This is a genomic window from Pseudomonas sp. yb_9, assembly GCF_043103635.1.
GTDB classification, from domain to species: Bacteria; Pseudomonadota; Gammaproteobacteria; order Pseudomonadales; family Pseudomonadaceae; genus Aquipseudomonas; species Aquipseudomonas monteilii.
In genome coordinates this window covers 25,856-43,298 of the sequence record NZ_JBICKA010000110.1, presented here as the reverse complement: position 1 = coordinate 43,298, position 17,443 = coordinate 25,856, and the positions used below count along the sequence as shown (strand labels likewise).

Below are 17,443 nucleotides of genomic sequence, written 5' to 3'. Positions count from 1 at the left end.
TTTCCCTTGCCTGCGGACACTGCCAAAAGAAAGCCCCGCCATGCGCGGGGCTTTCTTGCATCAGGCAATCACTCAGATCGCCCCGTCACGCCACTGACCATTTACCAGGCGGCGCAGACCCAATGGGTTGCCGTCGCGCAGTGCTTCAGGCAGTAGCGCCTGCGGGTAGTTCTGGTAGCACACCGGTCGCAGGAAGCGGTCGATGGCCAAGGTACCTACCGACGTGCCGCGCGCATCCGAAGTGGCCGGGTAGGGCCCGCCGTGGACCATCGCATCACACACTTCGACACCGGTCGGGTAACCGTTGACCAGAATGCGTCCGACCTTCTCCTCCAGCAGCGGCACCAGCCAGGCAAAGGCCTCGAAGTCCTCCTGCTCGCCGATCAGCGTTGCGGTCAGCTGGCCGCGCAGGCCGAGCAGGGCGGCGCGCAGCTGGTCGTTGTCCTGCACTTCGACCGCTACGGTGGTTGGGCCGAACACTTCTTCCTGCAGCAGCGGGTCGGCATTCACCAGCAGGCTGGTGTCGGCCTTGAACAGCTGGGCGCGGGCCTGGCTGCCTTCCTGTGGCTGGCCAGCCAGGTGCTGGATACCCGCGTGGGCGTGCAGGTGTTCCAGGCCGCCGACGTAGCTGCGCAGGCCGCCAGCGTTGAGCATGGTTTGGCCGGCCTGGGCGTTCAGGTGCTGGCCAAGGTCTGCCAGCAGCTGGCTGAACCGAGTCGATTGCAAACCGATGACCATGCCCGGGTTGGTGCAGAACTGGCCGGCGCCCATGCACACGGAGCCGGCCAGTTCTCGGGCGATGGCCTCGCCACGTTTGGCGAGGGCGCCCGGAAGGACGATCACCGGGTTGATGCTGGACATCTCGGCGAACACCGGTATGGGTTGCGGGCGCTCGGCAGCCATGCGGCACAGGGCGTCGCCACCTTTGAGCGAACCGGTGAAGCCGACAGCTTGGATGGCCGGGTGTTTGACCAGCCACTCGCCCACGCCGCCACCGAATACCATGTTGAACACACCCTTGGGCATGCCGGTACGTTCGGCGGCGCGCACGATGGCACAGCCGACCAGGTCGGCGGTGGCCATGTGGCCGCTGTGTGCCTTGAACACCACCGGGCAACCGGCAGCCAGGGCGGCGGCGGTGTCGCCACCGGCGGTGGAGAAGGCCAGCGGGAAGTTGCTGGCGCCGAACACGGCGACCGGGCCAACGCCTATGCGCATCTGGCGCAGGTCTACGCGCGGTAGCGGCTGGCGCTCGGGCAGGGCCAGGTCGATACGGGCACCGAGGAAGTCACCCCGGCGCAGCACCTGTGCGAACAGGCGCATCTGGCCACTGGTGCGGCCACGCTCGCCTTGAATGCGGGCGGCGGGCAGGGCGGTTTCGCGGCAGACGATGGCGACGAAAGCGTCGTCCAGTTCGTCCAGTTCCGCAGCAATGGCTTCAAGGAATTCGGCGCGCCGCGCCGGGGCCAGTTGGCGGAATTCGGCGAAGGCAGCGGCGGCGGCTTTGGCGGCCTGGTCCACTTCGGTTTCAGTGGCCTGGGCAAAGCTGTAGGGCAGGGCCTCGCCAGTGCTGGCGTCCAGGCTCTGCAGGCGCTGTTGGCTGACGGCGCTACGCTGGCCGGCGATGAAGTTGTGGCCGAGGATTTCAGGCATGGAGTGCTCCTGTAGGTTGAGAGTAAATCTGGCGGTTTGTCACATGACCTGTGGGAGCGGGCAACTTGGTGCATGGCACCGGCTTTGCCGGTGTTCGCGGGCATGCCCGCTCCCACAGGGAAGGAGGTGCGTTCTACGATCAAGTGAGCCCTCGGCATCAGGTAATCGGTGCCGGGTTGAACAGGGTGATGTCGTTGTGCAACCGGTGCTGTTCGGCCCAGGTCTGCTTGCGGCCGCTGGCCACGTCCAGGTAGTAATGGAACAGCTCCCAACCCAGCTCTTCGATGGTCGAACGGCCTGTGGCGATGCGCCCGGCGTCGATGTCGATCAGGTCGGGCCAGCGCTGCGCCAGTTCGCTGCGGGTGCATACCTTGACCACCGGTGCCATGGCCAGGCCATACGGGGTGCCGCGGCCGGTAGTGAATACGTGCAGGTTCATGCCGGCGGCCAGTTGCAGGGTGCCGCACACGAAGTCGCTGGCCGGGGTGGCGCAGAAGATCAGGCCTTTGCGGTTTACCCGCTCGCCAGGGCCAAGCACGCCCTGGATGGCGCCGCTGCCGGACTTGACGATCGAACCCAGCGACTTCTCGACGATATTGGACAGGCCACCTTTCTTGTTGCCCGGCGTGGTGTTGGCACTGCGGTCGGCAGCGCCTTGCTGCAAGTAGCGGTCGTACCAGTCCATCTCGCGCACCAGGGCTTCGGCGACGTCCTGGTTTTCGGCACGAGAGGTCAGCATGTAGATGGCGTCGCGCACCTCGGTCACTTCCGAGAACAGCACGGTGGCGCCGGCGCGTACCAGCAGGTCGGACGCGTAGCCCAGTGCCGGGTTGGCGGTAATGCCCGAAAAGGCGTCGCTGCCGCCGCACTGCATGCCAAGGATCAGCTCGCTGGCGGGTACGGTTTCGCGTCGGCGCTGGTCGAGTTTCTTCAGCCGGGTTTCGGCCAATTCCATGATCTGTTCGATCATTTCCACAAAGCCCAGGCTGGCGTCCTGCAGGCGGTACAGCCACGGGTCGCTGAGGTCTACCGACGGGTCGTTGTCGTGCATCACCTGGCCGGCCTGCAGTTTTTCGCAACCCAGGCTGATGACCAGCGCCTCGCCACCCAGGTTGGGGTTGCGCGCCAGGTTGCGCACGGTGCGGATCGGGATGTAGGCGTCGCGTGCGTTGATGGCCACGCCGCAGCCGTAGCTGTGGGTGATGGCCACCACGTCGTCGACGTTGGGGTATTTGGGCAGCAGTTCGCTGCGAATGCGCTTGACCGCATGCTCCAGCACGCCGGTTACGCATTGCACGGTGGTGGTGATGCCGAGGATGTTGCGGGTACCGACGGTGCCGTCTGCGTTGCGGTAGCCTTCGAAGGTGAAGCCCTCAAGGGGGGGCAAAGGCTGTGGGACAGCGTCACAGCGCGGCAGGCTGTCCAGCTCTGGTGCGGCCGGCATGGCCAGCTGGCTTTCCTGCACCCAGCTGCCTTGGCGCAGGTCTTCCAGCGCGTAGCCGATGATTTGCCCATAGCGGCGCACGGGTTCGCCCTTGGTGATGGCCACGGTGGCCACCTTGTGGCTCTGCGGCACGCCTTCGATCAGGGTCAGGCCGTCGGCGAAGCGGGCGCCTTCGCCCAGGCCGCCGTCGTTTACAACCACCACGACGTTATCGTCGTCGTGCAGGCGGACGTAGCGGGGCGAGTCGGAATGTTCGATCAACTGCATGTTTGGGCCCTACTTGTCAGGTTCTCAGGCTTTTTGTACATCCGCCCGCACCGGGTAACCCGGCGCGGGCGTGTTCACTCAGTGGCGCGAGCTGGCCAGTTCGCCGTTGGCGGCAGGCTCAGCCTGTGGCTTTGGGGCATCGTCGCGCAGCTCGATACGCTTGATCGGGCCGACGATCACCAGGTAGCTGAACACGGCCACCAGGGCGTTGGCTCCTACATATACCAGCGCCCACTTGAACGAGCCGGTGGCGCTGATGATGTAGCCGATCACGATAGGGGTGGTGATCGAGGCGATGTTGCCGAAGGTGTTGAACAGGCCGCCAGACAGCCCGGCGATCTGCTTGGGCGAGGTGTCTGCCACCACTGCCCAGCCCAGCGCGCCGATGCCTTTGCCGAAGAACGCCAGGGTCATGAAACCGACCACCATCCATTCGGCGTCGACGTAGTTGCAGAACACCATGGTGGTCGACAGCAACAGGCCACAGACGATCGGCAGTTTGCGCGAAAAGGTCAGCGAGTTGCCCCGGCGCAGCAGCCAGTCCGAGATTACGCCACCCAGCACGCCACCAATGAAGCCGCAAACCGCCGGCAGCGAGGCGATGAAGCCGGCCTTGAGGATGGTCATGCCGCGCTCCTGCACCAGGTACACCGGGAACCAGGTGAGGAAGAAATAGGTGATGGCGTTGATGCAGTATTGGCCCAGGTACACGCCCAGCAGCATGCGGCTGGTCAGCAGTTGCTTGATGTAGCCCCATTTCGGGCCGTCGTTGCCGCGCTTCTGGTCCATGTCCACCAGGCCGCCGTTCTGCTCGATGTGCTCAAGCTCGCTTTGGCTGATGCGGGGGTGTTGGCGCGGGTTGTGGATGGTCTTCAGCCACACCATGGAGAACACGATCCCCAGTGCGCCCATGACCACGAACACATGCTCCCAGCCAAAGCTGAACACGATCCAGCCCATGATCGGAGCGAACAGCGCGGTGGCGAAGTACTGTGCCGAGTTGAAGATGGCCGAAGCCGTGCCCCGTTCCTGTGTGGGGAACCAAGCGGCGACGATGCGCGCGTTACCCGGGAACGATGGGGCTTCGGCGAAACCTACCAGGAAGCGCAGGGTGAAGAGGGTCACTACGGCCCAGGCAACTGGCAGGCCACCGACAAAACCCTGCAGCAGGGTGAACAGCGACCAGGTGAAGATGCTGAAGGCGTAGACGTTCTTGGAACCGAAACGATCGAGCAGCCAGCCACCAGGAATCTGGCCAGCCACGTAAGCCCATCCGAAGGCGGAGAAGATATAACCGAGGGTTACGGCGTCAATGCCGAGGTCTTTCTGCAGGCTGGAGCCTGCGATTGCAATGGTGGCGCGGTCGGCATAGTTGATCGTGGTCACCAGAAACAGCATGAACAGGATCAGGTAGCGCACATGCGTCTTCTTCGTCGCTTGCATGCTGGTAATACTCCCACTAGTTATTTTTGTGCGGGCTCACGAATTGTAACCGGAGTGGGGCTTCCCACTCCGGGTGCGGCAAAGGCAGGCCGCAGGGGTTCGCTTATTGCGGACCCATCTTGTCCATCAGGGCAGCGAGCATTTCGTACTCTTCGGCAGTCAGGTCGGTCAGCGGCGTGCGCACCGGGCCTGCGTCGTAACCGGCAATTTTGGCGCCGGCCTTGACGATGCTGACGGCGTAGCCGGCTTTGCGGTTGCGGATGTCCAGGTACGGCAGGAAGAAATCGTCGATCAGCTTGGCCACGGCGGCGTGGTCGTCACGGGCGATGGCGTTGTAGAAGTCCATGGCGGTCTTCGGCACGAAGTTGAACACGGCGGAGGAGTACACCGGTACGCCCAGGGCCTTGTAGGCAGCAGCATACACTTCGGCGGTCGGCAGGCCACCCAGGTAGCTGAAACGGTCGCCCAGGCGGCGACGGATCGACACCATCAGCTCGATATCACCCAGGCCGTCTTTGTAACCGATCAGGTTCGGGCAGCGCTCGGCCAGTTTTTCCAGCAGGTCGGCGTTCAGGCGGCAGACGTTGCGGTTGTACACCACCACACCGATTTTTACCGATTTGCACACCGCTTCAACGTGGGCGGCAACGCCGTCCTGGCTGGCTTCGGTCAGGTAGTGAGGCAGCAGCAGCAGGCCCTTGGCACCCAGGCGCTCGGCTTCCTGGGCGTATTCGATGGCCTGGCGGGTGGAGCCACCCACGCCGGCGAGGATCGGTACCGAAGTGGCACAGGTGTCGACGGCGGTCTTGATCACCTGGCTGTATTCGCTGGCCGCCAGGGAGAAGAACTCACCGGTGCCGCCAGCGGCGAACAGGGCACTGGCGCCATACGGGGCCAGCCATTCCAGGCGTTTGATGTAGCCAGCCTGGTTGAAATCGCCCTGGGCGTTGAAGTCGGTGACCGGGAAAGACAGCAGGCCGTGGGAGAGGATGGATTTCAGTTCTTGTGGAGTCATTGTTGTAGGCATCCTGTGGCGCTTGGGTGAAGGGTGTTATTCTGCGCTGGAGGTAAGTTATCGTACAACTTGTGCGGTGACTAGTCCCTTTGCGAGATTTTTTTGCAGTGGGGCAGGGAAGAAGGGTTATTGCCTGTCCTGACCTGTTCACGGGACAAGCCCGCATCCACAGGTGCAGCACCACCTTTGAAACCAGCGCAGCCCCCTGTGGGAGCGGGCTTGCCCGCGAAGAGGCCGGTACAAGTAACAACTGAAGGCGCAGGAGATACCGATGGCAGCCTATCTGCAATCAGTCATCGTATCTCTTGAGAGGGAGGGGAAAAACGATCGCGGAGACAGGCACAAGCCCGCCGCCCGCATCCACGGGAAGTGTTCTGGGACCAGCAGAGGGTGACCGGGGAAACGGGGGCGGCCTTGCGCCGCCCCGCGATCAAAGCAGAGGAAACGGTAGGTCAGGCAGCGTGCTGGCGCTTGATCTGCGCCTTGCGTACCTGGGCACGGCAAGCATCGCCGAATGCCTGGAAGATCTTGATCGAATCAGGGTTTTTCGCCGCTTGCCACTCCGGGTGCCATTGCACGGCGAACAGGAACGGCGAAATGCTCGGGGCGTGAATGGCCTCGACCAGGCCATCTTCGGCGTGGGCGATGGCTTCGATGCCGGCGCCAAGCTTGCGCAGGCCTTGGCCATGCAACGAGTTGACGCGAATCTCGTCGGTACCCAGGGTGTCTTGCAGCCAGCTGCCTGGCTGGATTTTCACGCCATGAACCTGAGCGTATTGCACTTCAACCGGGTCTTCCGGGTTTTCCCGGTGATCGTTGAAGCCCGGCTCGGCGTACACCTTCTGGTAGATGTCGCCGCCCAGGGCCACGTTGATTTCCTGCATGCCACGGCAGATGCCGAAGATTGGCAGGCCACGCTTGATCGCCGCCTTGACCAGCGGGATGTCGAACAGGTCGCGGTTCTGGTCCTGGCCTTTGCCTGGGGTCTGGTTTTCCTGGCCGTACAGGGCCGGGTCGATGTTGCTGCCAGCGCCGGTCAGGTACACGCCGTCGGCCATGTCCAGGTAGGTCTCGAGGTCTTCAGTGCCGCAGCAGGTGGGCACCAGCACCGGAACGCAATCAGAGAACTCGACCAGCGGCGTGATGTATTTGTGGGTCATGACCTGATAGTCATGGCCTTTGCGCTCTTGGCTGCCCATGGTCATCAGGACGACGGGTTTGCGCAGGGAAGGTTGCTTGTTGCCAATGTTGCTGTTGGACATATGTCACCTTGGGACAGGTTCAGCCTGTCGTTGTTGTGCAGGTGCACGGCGCGAAGCCTTGGGTGCAGCCTGTAGCCCCGAGCACTGCCGGCTCGTCAGAGGCGACGATTCCGGTCGGGGCATGTAGATAGCTTGCCAGAGCCGTTCGATATGTCAAACGACTAAAGAGGGCTTTAACGCGGGGAATGCACCGGTTTTTGGGGGCTGAAACCGATGCGGGCCTGGAGCGGCGTGGGTTTGGCGGGGGTGTCGGTCAATAATATTTAACGATGCAGTCGGGTCTTTGCAGCGGTGCAATAAAGTGTTGCTTGTGCCGGCCTCTTCGCAGGCACGCCCGCGAAGAGGTCAGAGCAGATTTCAGTGCAGTATCTGCGCCAGAAACGCCTTGGCCCGGTCGGTGCGCGGCTGGTTGAAGAACACCTGCGGCGGGCTGTCCTCGATGATATGCCCACCCTCAAGGAACAGCACCCGCTCGGCCACTTGCCGGGCAAAGCCCATTTCATGAGTGACGCACAGCATGGTCATGCCGGTGCCGGCCAGTTGCACCAGCACATCCAGCACTTCGGCGACCATTTCCGGATCCAGTGCGGAGGTTGGCTCGTCAAACAGCATGATCCTCGGCTTCATGCACAGCGCCCGGGCGATTGCCACGCGCTGCTGCTGCCCACCGGACAATTGGCTGGGGTACTTGTGCGCGTGGCTTTCGATACCCACCTTCTTCAGGTACATGCGCGCCCGTTCCTCGGCGTCCTTGCGCGACAGCCCGCGCACGCTGGTAGGGGCCAGCAGGCAGTTGTCCAGTACGCTCATGTGCGGGAACAGGTTGAAATGCTGGAACACCATGCCGATATCGCTGCGCACCTGCGCCGCTTCACGGGTGGTGGCGGCGAGGTCGATGCCGTCGACCTTGATGCTGCCCTGCTGGGCCACCTCCAGGCGGTTGATGCAGCGGATCAGCGTCGATTTGCCCGAGCCGGACGGCCCGCACAGCACGATGCGTTCGCCTTCGCGCACCTGCAGGTCGATGTCGTGCAGCACGTGGTACGCACCGTAGTGCTTGTTCAGGCCTTCGATGCGGATCAGCACCTGGCGTGGGTCGGGCTCGGGGGCAAGGCTGGCAAGGCTCAGTGGTGCGGTCATGTTGTTTTTCTCCCGCGTGGGTTCAGTCGAAACGGGTCGCGCTGTAGGGCGCGGGGTCGGTGAAGGGGTGTTCGCCGGTGATCAGCTCGGCCACCAGTCGACCGCTGACCGGGCCCAGGGTGAGGCCGTGGTGGGCGTGGCCGAAGTTGAACCAAAGCCCGGGGTGGTGCGGTGCCGGGCCGATCACCGGGCGCATGTCGGGCAGGCACGGGCGACGGCCCAGCCACGGCGTGTCATCGAGGCGTTCGCCCAAGGCCGGGAACAGCTTGCGCGCCAGGGCCTCGCAGCGGCCCAGCTGGATCTGGTTGCCGGGCGCGCTGGCTGCGTCGAACTCGATGCCGGTGGTCAGGCGCACGCCGCGCGCCATTGGTGCAAGGACGTAGCCGCCTTGGGTATCGCAAATGGAATGCTCCAGTTGCGCGCCGTCACGGGTGCTGTAGTGCATGTGGTAACCGCGCTTGATCGCCAGCGGGATCTGGTAGCCCAGGCCGCTGAACAGGTCGGCCGACTGTGGGCCGAGGCAGGCCACCACTTCGTCGGCGGTAATCGGGCCGCGGCGGCTCTCGACCCGCCATTGGCCGTTGGCCTGGCGCAGGCTGCGTGCATCACCATGCAGGAACTGCCCGCCGCGTTGCTGGAACAGCGTCGCGTAGCCACGGGTGAGGGCGCCGGGGTTGTTCACGGTCTTCGGGTCGAGCCAGTGAATGCCGCCGACCACGGTGGCGTCCAGCTGGTGCTCGCGGGCCTGCAGTTGCCCGCATTCAAGGATTTCAAATTGCAGGCCATAGCGGCTCAGGCCCTTGGCGTCGGCCTTGGCCTGCTCGAACAGGGCCGGGTCGCGGAACACTTCGATCCAGCCTTTGGCCTGCACCAGCCCTTCAAGGCCGGCAGCAGCGATGAGCACGTCGTGTTCTTCGACGCAGCGCTGCACCAGCGGCAGCATGTCAGCGGCGGCACCGGCCAGCCGACCAGGGGCTGACTGACGCCAGTAGCGCCACAGCCACGGCGCGGCCTTGGGCAGGTGCGCCAGGCTGTAGCGCACATCGGGCTGGCGGTTCAGGCCGTAGCGCAGCAATGCGCCTAGTTGCCGGGGAAAAGCATAGGGGATGACGCTGGAGCGCTCAATCAGCCCGGCGTTGCCGTGGCTGGTGCCGCTGCCCGGTTCGTCGCGGTCGATCAGGATCACCTGGCGCCCGCGGGCCTGCAGGTGCAGCGCGGTGCTGACGCCGACGATGCCGGCGCCGAGGACAAGGGTCTGGCAATGCATGGAACGTATCCTTCGGTCAGTTCAGGTGGCGGCCCAGGCGGGCTTCCAGGTGTTTCAGCAGGCGCCGCACCAGTTCGACGATCACCAGGTAGAGCACAGCGGCCCACAGGTAGATCTGGAAGTCGAAACTGCGCGAGAAGGCCAGTTTGGTCACGCCCATCAGGTCATAGATGGTCACCAGCGAGGCAATCGCGCTGGCCTTGATCATCAGGATCAGTTCGTTGCCCAGCGGGCCGATGGCCACCAGCAGCGACTGCGGCAGGATCACCTTGAAGAAGGTGGTCGAGCGTTTCAGGTTCAGCGCCCGGGCTGCCTCATGCTGGCCGGGGGCCACGGCCATCAGGCTGCCGCGGAAGATCTCGGCCTGGTAGGCGGCGGTATTCAGGGTGAATGCCAGCAAGGTGCAGAACCACGCCTCGCGGAAGAACCACCACAGACCCACGTCCTGCCAGAAGCCTTTGAGCGAGCCCAGGCCGTAATACAGCAGGAACAGTTGGGCCAGCAGCGGCGAGCCACGGAAGAAGTACACGTAACTGGCGGCCATGCGCTGCAGTACCAGGCTGCGCGACATACGTGCCAGGGCCAGCAACAGGCCGAGTACGGCGCCCAGGCTGAAGGAAATGCCCACCAGCTTGGCGGTCACCAGCAGGCCATCAAGAAAGCGCGGGCCGTAGCGCTCCAGCAGGTCGGGGTCGAGCACCAGTGCCAGCAGTTGTTCGAAGCTCATGCGCGTGCTCCTTGCAGGTGGCGGTTGCTGCGCCGTTCGATGTAGGCGAACACGCGCCCGGAAAGTGCCGCGAACAGCAGGTAACCTAGGCAGGCGACGCCGTAGAAGAACATGGGCTCCTTGGTCACGCTGACCGCAAGGTTGGTCTGGCGCATCAGGTCGACCAGCGAAATGGTCGACACCAGCGAGGTGTCCTTGAGCAGCGACAGCCAGTTGTTCGACAAGCCGGGCAGGGCGATGCGGGTCAGTTGCGGCAGCAGCACCTTGAAGAAGCCGGTGCGCTTGCTCAGGCCCAGTGCCGAGCAGGCTTCCAGCTGGCCTTTGGGCAGGGTCTTGAAGGCTGCGAGCCAGATCTCGCTGGAGAACGCGGCGAACACCAGGCTGAAGGCAATCATCGCGGCAAGGAAGGTGTTGATCAGGAACTCACCCTCGTAGCCCATGGCGGCAAGGATCTTCTGCGCGGCAATCTGGCAGCCGTAATAAATGATCAGCAACGTCAGCAGCTCTGGCAGGCCGCGGAACACGGTAGAGAACGTGGTGGCCCAGGCCCGTGGCAGGCGTTTGCGCGAGCGTGCGGCCAGGGCAACTAGCAGGCCCAGCGGCAGGCCGATGGGCAGGCAGGCCAGGGCGAGGGAAACCGTAACCAGCGCGCCGGCCAGCAGCGCCTGGCCCCAGCCTCCACTGGCGAAGGACAGCAAGGACAATTGATCGAGCATGACAAACACCTTGTGTTGACCTCACCGGCCTCATCGCCGGCAAGCCGGCTCCCACAGGTACACCTCTGTTCTTCAGGTCAGTGAGCAACCTGTGGGAGCTGGCTGGCGATAGGGCCCGGTCAGGCAATGCGGGCTTGAAGGTCAGTTGTAGATATCGAAAGCGAAGTACTTGCTGGCGATCTTCTGATAGGTGCCGTTGGCCACGATCTGTTGCAGTGCAACGTTCAGGCGCTGGCGCAGGGCCTCGTCGTCCTTGCGCACGGCAATGGCAGCATCGGCTTTGGTGTTTGCCACGTCGCCGAGGATCTTGCAGCAATCCCCACCGTTCTTGGTCATCCACTCGTGCAGCGGGAATTTGTCGGCAATCACCCCGTCCAGGCGCCCGGCGGCCAGGTCGGCGTTGGCTTCGTCCATGGTCGGGTACAGCTTCACGTCGGCACCGGCCTTGCCATACACGTCTTCGGCGTAGATAGCCTGGGTGGACGAGGACTGGGCGCCGACGGTGTAGCCGACGAAGTCAGTCTGGGCGCTGTCGATCTTGCTGTCCTTGGCGACGGCGACGGTCAGCGGGGTGCGGTAGTAATGGTCGGTGAAGGCGATTTTCTTACGACGTTCTTCGGTGTCGATCATCGAGGCGACAATAGCGTCGTACTTGCGGGCCATCAGGGCGGGGATGATGCCTTCCCAGTCCTGGGCCACCAGCGTGCACTCGACTTTCATCTGTTCGCACAGGGCGTGGGTGATGTCGATGTCGAAGCCGTGCAGTTTGTTATCGGCATCGACATAGTTGAAGGGCGGGTAGGCGCCCTCGGTGGCAAAACGCAGGGTTTCGGCACTGGCGGTACCCGTCAGCAGCAGGGCACACGCACCCACCAAGGCCATGGTCTTGTTCATCTCGCACCTCATTGCACTCTTGCTATTGTTGTTTGCCCGCCGACCACGAGGTGTAGCCGACGAACTCGTTATGTAGAGCGGCAGTCGCTTCCAAGCGTTTTTCAACATCAGGCCCGAGTTTCTTGCAGACCTCGTTGACCATCAGGTGAACCCACGACAGCATCGTCGAGGTGGATTCCCAGAACAGATTGAACTCGGTGGGGATGCGGAACACCTCGTCGGCGTTGGCATCGGCCCAGTCACAGAAGGTGTCGGTCACCAGGGTGACCGCGATGCCCGCCTGGCGTGCCTTCTGGCACAGCAATAGGGCGTGGCGGGAATAACGGCGCGCTTCGAACACCACCAGGGCGCTGTCTTCGGCGCGGCCCAGCAACACGTCGCCGAAGTGCCCGGCGCTGATATCGACCAGTTGCACGCCATCGCGCAGGTATTGCAGCAAGTGGCTCATGCACATGGCCACGCCGCGCTCGGTCTGGAAGCCGGCGATGAACACCCGTGGCTTGCTGGCCAGGCGTTGCGCCACGCTGTGCCAGGCCGGGCTTTGGCGGTACTCGTGCACGCGCACCAGGGCGGCGATCTCCAGCTCCAGGCTGCCGGCGTTGTCGCTGGCGTCCTGGTTCTGGCGGTAATCTTGCAAGCGGTCACCCACCAGCCAGGGGCCGTCGCCCAGGTCGTTCTGCAGGTCTTGCTTAAGCGCCTTGAGGTGGGCATAACCCAGTGAGCGGCAGAAGCGCCCGACGCTGGATTCGCTGACGCCCAGCTTGGCGGCGATGCTGGCCGAAGTTTGGAACGGCAGTTCGTGCAGGTTGGCAAGCATGTAGGTGGCGATCTTGCGGCCCGAGGCAGCGGCCCCTTCGAGGCTGTTTTCCAGGCGTTGCTTGATCGGTTGGCTCATGCTGTGGCTCCAGGGGTAAGGCTTGGGAAAGAAAATGAATGTTTTCTGTCATCAAGTCAACATTTGACAGATTGCTGTCACTTGCAGGAAAGTTTTTGTCGTTGCAACGCTGTAGCCATTCCAATACCAACAAGGAGCTTCAGATGTCCGCACCTTCCAACGGCACCGTCGTGCGTGTGCCCTTTACCGAACTGCAGGGCCTGTTGCAGGCTATTTTCCAGCGCCATGGCTGCAGCGAGCGCGTGGCCGGGGTGCTGGCTCACAACTGCGCCAGTGCCCAGCGTGATGGCGCGCATAGCCATGGGGTATTCCGCATGCCTGGGTATGTTTCGACCCTGGCCAGTGGCTGGGTCGACGGGCAGGCCACACCGAAGGTCAGTGATGTGGCTGCCGGCTATGTCAGTGTCGATGCCGCTGGTGGTTTCGCCCAGCCCGCGCTGGCTGCTGCCCGTGAATTGTTGGTGGCCAAGGCCCGCAATGCCGGCATTGCCGTACTGGCGATCCACAACTCGCACCACTTTGCGGCACTGTGGCCGGATGTAGAGCCGTTCGCCGAAGAGGGCCTGGTGGCCCTGAGCGTGGTCAACAGCATGACCTGCGTGGTGCCGCATGGGGCCCGCAAGCCTCTGTTCGGCACCAACCCCATTGCGTTTGCTGCGCCTTGCGCCGAACATGACCCGATCGTCTTCGACATGGCCACCAGCGCCATGGCCCACGGTGACGTGCAGATTGCTGCGCGTGCCGGCCAGCAACTACCGGAAGGCATGGGTGTGGATGCCAACGGCGAGCCGACCACCGACCCGCTGGCGATTCTGGAGGGTGGGGCCTTGCTACCGTTTGGTGGGCACAAGGGCTCGGCGCTGTCGATGATGGTCGAGTTGCTGGCGGCGGCGCTGACGGGCGGGCATTTTTCCTGGGAGTTCGACTGGTCCGGGCACCCCGGGGCGAAAACGCCATGGACGGGGCAGCTGATCATCGTCATCGACCCGCACAAGGCCGAGGGCGAGCGGTTTGCCCAGCGCAGCCGCGAATTGGTGGAACAGATGCAGTCGGTGGGCCTGACCCGCATGCCGGGTGAGCGGCGATACCGCGAGCGAGAGGTGGCCGAGGAGGAGGGGGTGGCGGTGACCGAGCAGGAGTTGCTCGGCCTGAAGGAGTTGCTTGGCTAACCCGGTCTCTTCGCGGGCTTGCCCGCGAAGAATCCAGCACAAATTCCCAGCCATGCAATGTTGCATAGACAACCTTGCACAATAGTGGATGTTCCTGAACCCGCACTCCGGGTATGCTCAACGCTGACTTTTCGTACTGTCCTGATCCAAGGAGCTGCACGCTGTGTTCAAACATGTCGATGCCTATGCCGGCGACCCGATCCTCTCGTTGATGGAAACCTTCAAGGCCGACCCGCGCGCCGACAAGGTCAACCTGAGTATCGGCCTGTACTACGATGAGGCCGGCGTGGTGCCGCAACTGGCGGCTGTGGATGCGGTGGAAAAACGCATCGCCGGCCAGGACCACGAAGCTTCCCTGTACCTGCCAATGGAAGGCCTGGCCAGCTACCGACAGGCGATCCAGGCACTGCTGTTCGGTGCCGATCACCCGGCTGTGACCGGCGGCCGTGTGGCCACCGTGCAGACCGTGGGTGGTTCCGGCGCCCTGAAAGTCGGTGCCGACTTCCTCAAGCGCTATTTCCCGCAGTCCGAAGTCTGGGTCAGCAACCCGACCTGGGACAACCACCGCGCCATCTTCGAAGGCGCCGGCTTCAAGGTGCACACCTACCCGTACTTCGACCAGGCCACCCGTGGCGTGGACTTCGACGGCATGCTGGCCACCCTGCAGACCCTGCCGGCCAACAGCGTAGTACTGCTGCACCCTTGCTGCCACAACCCCACCGGCGCCGACCTGGAACAACACCAGTGGCAACAAGTGGTTGAAGTGGTCAAGGCACGCCAACTGATCCCGTTCCTCGACATCGCCTACCAGGGCTTCGCCGAAGGCCTGGTGGAAGACGCCTACGCCATCCGCGAAATGGCTCGTGCCGGTGTGCCGTGCCTGGTCAGCAACTCGTTCTCGAAAATATTCTCGCTGTACGGCGAGCGGGTAGGGGGCTTGTCAGTGGTGTGCGACGACGACGCCACTGCCCAGAGCGTCCTTGGCCAGCTCAAGGCCACCGTACGCCGCAACTATTCCAGCCCGCCCAACTTCGGCGCCCAGCTGGTCGCTGGCGTGCTGAGCGATGCCGGCCTCAATGCCCAATGGGCCGAAGAAGTCGAAGTGATGCGCAAGCGTATCCTCGACATGCGCCAGGCGCTGGTCGATGCTCTGGCGAAGCTGCTGCCAGGCCAGGACTTCCAGTTCTTCCTGCGCCAGCGGGGCATGTTCAGCTACACCGGCTTCAGCGTGGAGCAAGTGCGCCGCCTGCGTGACGAATTTGGCGTATACCTGATCGACAGCGGCCGCGTGTGCATGTCCGGCCTGCGCCCGGCCAACCTGCAACGGGTTGCCGAAGCGTTCGCTGCTGTTCAGAAGTAACACCACCAAGGGGCCTGCGCGGCCCCTTGCATTTCCTGTCGGCACAACCCGCTTGTAAAGACAAGTGCAACCGCCCCTCGGAAAGGGGCTTCGCAAGTGCAACCTTTCCGTGCACAATCGCGCCCCTCTTTTCCGGTTGAGTTGGGCGAAGGCACTATTTCGCCATTCTCAGCCTGTTGCAGTCTTGCGAGTGGAGCTTCACCCGGAATGAATGAGCAGGCCCCAAGCGTTGAACAACGCTTTGCAGAATCGACCCCCGCCACCCTTGGCAGCTGGGCGCGTCACGACACTACCTGGATGCTGGGCCTGTTTGGCACAGCCATTGGCGCCGGAACCTTGTTCCTGCCGATCAACGCCGGCCTTGGCGGTTTCTGGCCGCTGCTGATCCTGGCCATACTGGCTTTCCCGATGACGTACTTTGCCCACCGTGGCCTGACCCGTTTCGTCCTTTCCGGGCGCAACGGTGGCGACATCACCGAGGTGGTCAAAGAGCATTTCGGCAGCACCGCCGGTGCCTCGATCACCGTGCTGTATTTCTTCGCGATTTTCCCCATCCTGCTTATTTATAGCGTGGCGCTGACCAACACCGTGTCCAGCTTCATGGAGCACCAGTTGCACATGGCGCCGCCACCACGGGCCATCCTGTCGTTCGTGCTGATCCTCGGCCTGCTGGCCATCGTGCGTTGCGGCGAGCAGGCCACGGTCAAGGTCATGAGCCTGCTGGTGTACCCGTTCATCGTCGCCCTGGCGCTGCTGGGCCTGTACCTGGTGCCGCACTGGACCGGTGGCATCCTCGACAGCGCCACCCAGGTGCCGCCGGCCTCGGCGTTCCTGCACACCCTGTGGCTGGCCATTCCGGTGATGGTGTTCTCGTTCAACCACTCGCCGATCATCTCGGCCTTTGCGGTGGACCAGAAGCGCCGTTACGGCGAGCACGCCGATGAGCGCAGCGGCCAGATCCTGCGCCGCGCCCACCTGCTGATGGTGGTGATGGTGCTGTTCTTCGTGTTCAGCTGCGTGCTCACCCTGAGCAGCGCCCAGCTGGCCGAAGCCAAGGCACAGAACCTGTCGATCCTGTCGTACCTGGCCAACCACTTCAGCAATCCGACCATCGCTTTCGCGGCGCCGCTGATCGCCTTCGTGGCTATCGCCAAGTCGTTCCTGGGTCACTACATCGGTGCCAGCGAAGGCCTGAAAGGCATCATCACCAAGACCGGCGCGCGCCCGGGTGCCAAAACCCTGGACCGCGTGGTCGCCGCGCTGATGCTGGTGGTGTGCTGGATCGTTGCCACCCTCAACCCGAGCATCCTCGGCATGATCGAGTCGCTCGGCGGCCCGATCCTGGCGGTGCTGCTGTTCCTGATGCCGATGTACGCCATTCACCGTGTACCGTCGATGCGCAAGTACAGCGGCGCGGCCTCCAACGTGTTCGTGGTGGTGGTCGGTCTGGTTGCGTTGACTTCGGTGGTGTACGGCCTGCTGGGCTGATTCGCCTCCTGCAATAAAGAATGCCCGGGTTGCCTGTCGCAAACCGGGTATTTTTTTTGTCCACAAAAAGTGTCTGGAAATAGAACAATTTCACCGGACCCATAGGCACCCGGCCGGCTTCATGCTTAACTCAGTGTCCTTTTCAAACCCAGTATAAGGATTTCGTCATGGCTCAAGTGACTCTCAAAGGCGGCCCGGTTCAGGTCAACGGCAACCTGCCACAGGCCGGCGCCCAGGCTCCGGCATTCTCCCTGGTCGGTGAAGGCCTGGCTGACAAGTCGCTGAAAGACTTCGCCGGCAAGCGCAAAGTGCTGAACATTTTCCCGAGCGTCGACACCCCAACCTGCGCTACCTCCGTGCGCAAGTTCAACGCCCAGGCCAACGATGTCGCCAACACTGTCGTGCTGTGCATCTCCGCCGACCTGCCGTTCGCCCAGGCCCGCTTCTGCGGTGCTGAAGGCTTGGACAACGTGAAGAACCTGTCGACCCTGCGTGGCCGCGAGTTCCTTGAAAACTACGGCGTCGCCATCGCCGACGGCCCGCTGGCCGGCCTGGCTGCCCGCGCCGTGGTGGTGCTGGACGAGAACGACAAGGTGCTGCACAGCGAGCTGGTTGGCGAAATTGCTGACGAGCCGAACTACGATGCAGCCCTGGCTGTACTGAAGTAAGGACTGCGTGGGGCAGGGCGGGCATTTATTGCCTG

At 63.3% G+C, this 17,443-nt stretch carries 15 protein-coding genes; 4 read left to right on the top strand and 11 right to left on the bottom strand.

Annotation, left to right across the window (positions count from 1 at the left end; translation table 11 throughout):
• Positions 1-72 precede the first annotated feature (72 nt).
• The 11 genes from ACF8MI_RS26380 to ACF8MI_RS26330 all read right to left on the bottom strand — a co-directional run bounded on the left by ACF8MI_RS26380 (position 73) and on the right by ACF8MI_RS26330 (position 12,723).
• Positions 73-1,653 (bottom strand): aldehyde dehydrogenase (NADP(+)), encoded by a 1,581-nt coding sequence (locus ACF8MI_RS26380; RefSeq protein WP_060497035.1) that lies wholly within the window; start codon positions 1,651-1,653, stop codon positions 73-75.
• 157 nt (positions 1,654-1,810) lie between these two features.
• Complete coding sequence (gene garD / locus ACF8MI_RS26375; RefSeq protein ID WP_200929416.1) at positions 1,811-3,364, bottom strand: galactarate dehydratase; 1,554 nt, start codon at positions 3,362-3,364, stop codon at positions 1,811-1,813.
• 78 nt (positions 3,365-3,442) lie between these two features.
• Positions 3,443-4,807, bottom strand: coding sequence for an MFS transporter (locus ACF8MI_RS26370; RefSeq protein ID WP_060494126.1), 1,365 nt, complete (start codon positions 4,805-4,807; stop codon positions 3,443-3,445).
• 103 nt (positions 4,808-4,910) lie between these two features.
• A complete protein-coding gene (gene kdgD, locus ACF8MI_RS26365; protein WP_016713836.1) occupies positions 4,911-5,822 on the bottom strand; it encodes a 5-dehydro-4-deoxyglucarate dehydratase in 912 nt (303 codons plus the stop codon).
• Positions 5,823-6,274: 452 nt separating this feature from the next.
• Entirely contained in the window at positions 6,275-7,084 is an 810-nt protein-coding gene (locus tag ACF8MI_RS26360; RefSeq protein WP_016713837.1) for a gamma-glutamyl-gamma-aminobutyrate hydrolase family protein, read from the bottom strand.
• Between the two features lie 357 nt (positions 7,085-7,441).
• A complete protein-coding gene (locus tag ACF8MI_RS26355) occupies positions 7,442-8,224 on the bottom strand; it encodes an amino acid ABC transporter ATP-binding protein (protein ID WP_060497031.1) in 783 nt (260 codons plus the stop codon).
• A gap of 22 nt (positions 8,225-8,246) precedes the next feature.
• Positions 8,247-9,491: an FAD-binding oxidoreductase gene (locus ACF8MI_RS26350; protein WP_060497030.1), complete on the bottom strand. Its 1,245-nt coding sequence runs from the start codon at positions 9,489-9,491 to the stop codon at positions 8,247-8,249.
• A gap of 16 nt (positions 9,492-9,507) precedes the next feature.
• Positions 9,508-10,218 (bottom strand): ABC transporter permease, encoded by a 711-nt coding sequence (locus tag ACF8MI_RS26345; protein WP_060497029.1) that lies wholly within the window; start codon positions 10,216-10,218, stop codon positions 9,508-9,510.
• On the bottom strand, positions 10,215-10,934 hold the full coding sequence (locus tag ACF8MI_RS26340) for an ABC transporter permease (protein WP_060497028.1): 720 nt from the start codon (positions 10,932-10,934) through the stop codon (positions 10,215-10,217). Before ACF8MI_RS26340 ends, ACF8MI_RS26345 begins: the two co-directional genes overlap by 4 nt.
• Positions 10,935-11,075: 141 nt before the next feature.
• Positions 11,076-11,828 (bottom strand): transporter substrate-binding domain-containing protein, encoded by a 753-nt coding sequence (locus ACF8MI_RS26335; protein ID WP_060497027.1) that lies wholly within the window; start codon positions 11,826-11,828, stop codon positions 11,076-11,078.
• Between the two features lie 22 nt (positions 11,829-11,850).
• Positions 11,851-12,723: a MurR/RpiR family transcriptional regulator gene (locus ACF8MI_RS26330; RefSeq protein ID WP_104834596.1), complete on the bottom strand. Its 873-nt coding sequence runs from the start codon at positions 12,721-12,723 to the stop codon at positions 11,851-11,853.
• A gap of 143 nt (positions 12,724-12,866) precedes the next feature.
• Here ACF8MI_RS26330 and ACF8MI_RS26325 point away from each other — a divergent pair, with 143 nt between their 5' ends.
• The 4 genes from ACF8MI_RS26325 to tpx all read left to right on the top strand — a co-directional run bounded on the left by ACF8MI_RS26325 (position 12,867) and on the right by tpx (position 17,408).
• The gene (locus ACF8MI_RS26325) at positions 12,867-13,892 is read left to right on the top strand and encodes an Ldh family oxidoreductase (RefSeq protein ID WP_060497025.1); all 1,026 of its coding nucleotides are present in this window, start codon (positions 12,867-12,869) and stop codon (positions 13,890-13,892) included.
• Positions 13,893-14,055: 163 nt separating this feature from the next.
• Positions 14,056-15,252, top strand: a complete 1,197-nt coding sequence (locus ACF8MI_RS26320) for an amino acid aminotransferase (protein ID WP_016713845.1) — start codon at positions 14,056-14,058, stop codon at positions 15,250-15,252.
• Positions 15,253-15,459: 207 nt separating this feature from the next.
• A complete protein-coding gene (locus ACF8MI_RS26315; protein WP_060497024.1) occupies positions 15,460-16,740 on the top strand; it encodes a serine/threonine transporter in 1,281 nt (426 codons plus the stop codon).
• A gap of 167 nt (positions 16,741-16,907) precedes the next feature.
• Positions 16,908-17,408 (top strand): thiol peroxidase, encoded by a 501-nt coding sequence (tpx, locus tag ACF8MI_RS26310; protein ID WP_060497023.1) that lies wholly within the window; start codon positions 16,908-16,910, stop codon positions 17,406-17,408.
• Positions 17,409-17,443 lie beyond the last annotated feature (35 nt).

Bases quoted from the DNA above. Each gene is read 5' to 3' on its own strand.
- ACF8MI_RS26380 (WP_060497035.1), bottom strand. From the start codon at position 1,653: ATGCCTGAAATCCTCGGCCACAACTTCATCGCCGGCCAGCGTAGCGCC.
- garD (WP_200929416.1), bottom strand. From the start codon at position 3,364: ATGCAGTTGATCGAACATTCCGACTCGCCCCGCTACGTCCGCCTGCAC.
- ACF8MI_RS26370 (WP_060494126.1), bottom strand. From the start codon at position 4,807: ATGCAAGCGACGAAGAAGACGCATGTGCGCTACCTGATCCTGTTCATG.
- kdgD (WP_016713836.1), bottom strand. From the start codon at position 5,822: ATGACTCCACAAGAACTGAAATCCATCCTCTCCCACGGCCTGCTGTCT.
- ACF8MI_RS26360 (WP_016713837.1), bottom strand. From the start codon at position 7,084: ATGTCCAACAGCAACATTGGCAACAAGCAACCTTCCCTGCGCAAACCC.
- ACF8MI_RS26355 (WP_060497031.1), bottom strand. From the start codon at position 8,224: ATGACCGCACCACTGAGCCTTGCCAGCCTTGCCCCCGAGCCCGACCCA.
- ACF8MI_RS26350 (WP_060497030.1), bottom strand. From the start codon at position 9,491: ATGCATTGCCAGACCCTTGTCCTCGGCGCCGGCATCGTCGGCGTCAGC.
- ACF8MI_RS26345 (WP_060497029.1), bottom strand. From the start codon at position 10,218: ATGAGCTTCGAACAACTGCTGGCACTGGTGCTCGACCCCGACCTGCTG.
- ACF8MI_RS26340 (WP_060497028.1), bottom strand. From the start codon at position 10,934: ATGCTCGATCAATTGTCCTTGCTGTCCTTCGCCAGTGGAGGCTGGGGC.
- ACF8MI_RS26335 (WP_060497027.1), bottom strand. From the start codon at position 11,828: ATGAACAAGACCATGGCCTTGGTGGGTGCGTGTGCCCTGCTGCTGACG.
- ACF8MI_RS26330 (WP_104834596.1), bottom strand. From the start codon at position 12,723: ATGAGCCAACCGATCAAGCAACGCCTGGAAAACAGCCTCGAAGGGGCC.
- ACF8MI_RS26325 (WP_060497025.1), top strand. From the start codon at position 12,867: ATGTCCGCACCTTCCAACGGCACCGTCGTGCGTGTGCCCTTTACCGAA.
- ACF8MI_RS26315 (WP_060497024.1), top strand. From the start codon at position 15,460: ATGAATGAGCAGGCCCCAAGCGTTGAACAACGCTTTGCAGAATCGACC.
- tpx (WP_060497023.1), top strand. From the start codon at position 16,908: ATGGCTCAAGTGACTCTCAAAGGCGGCCCGGTTCAGGTCAACGGCAAC.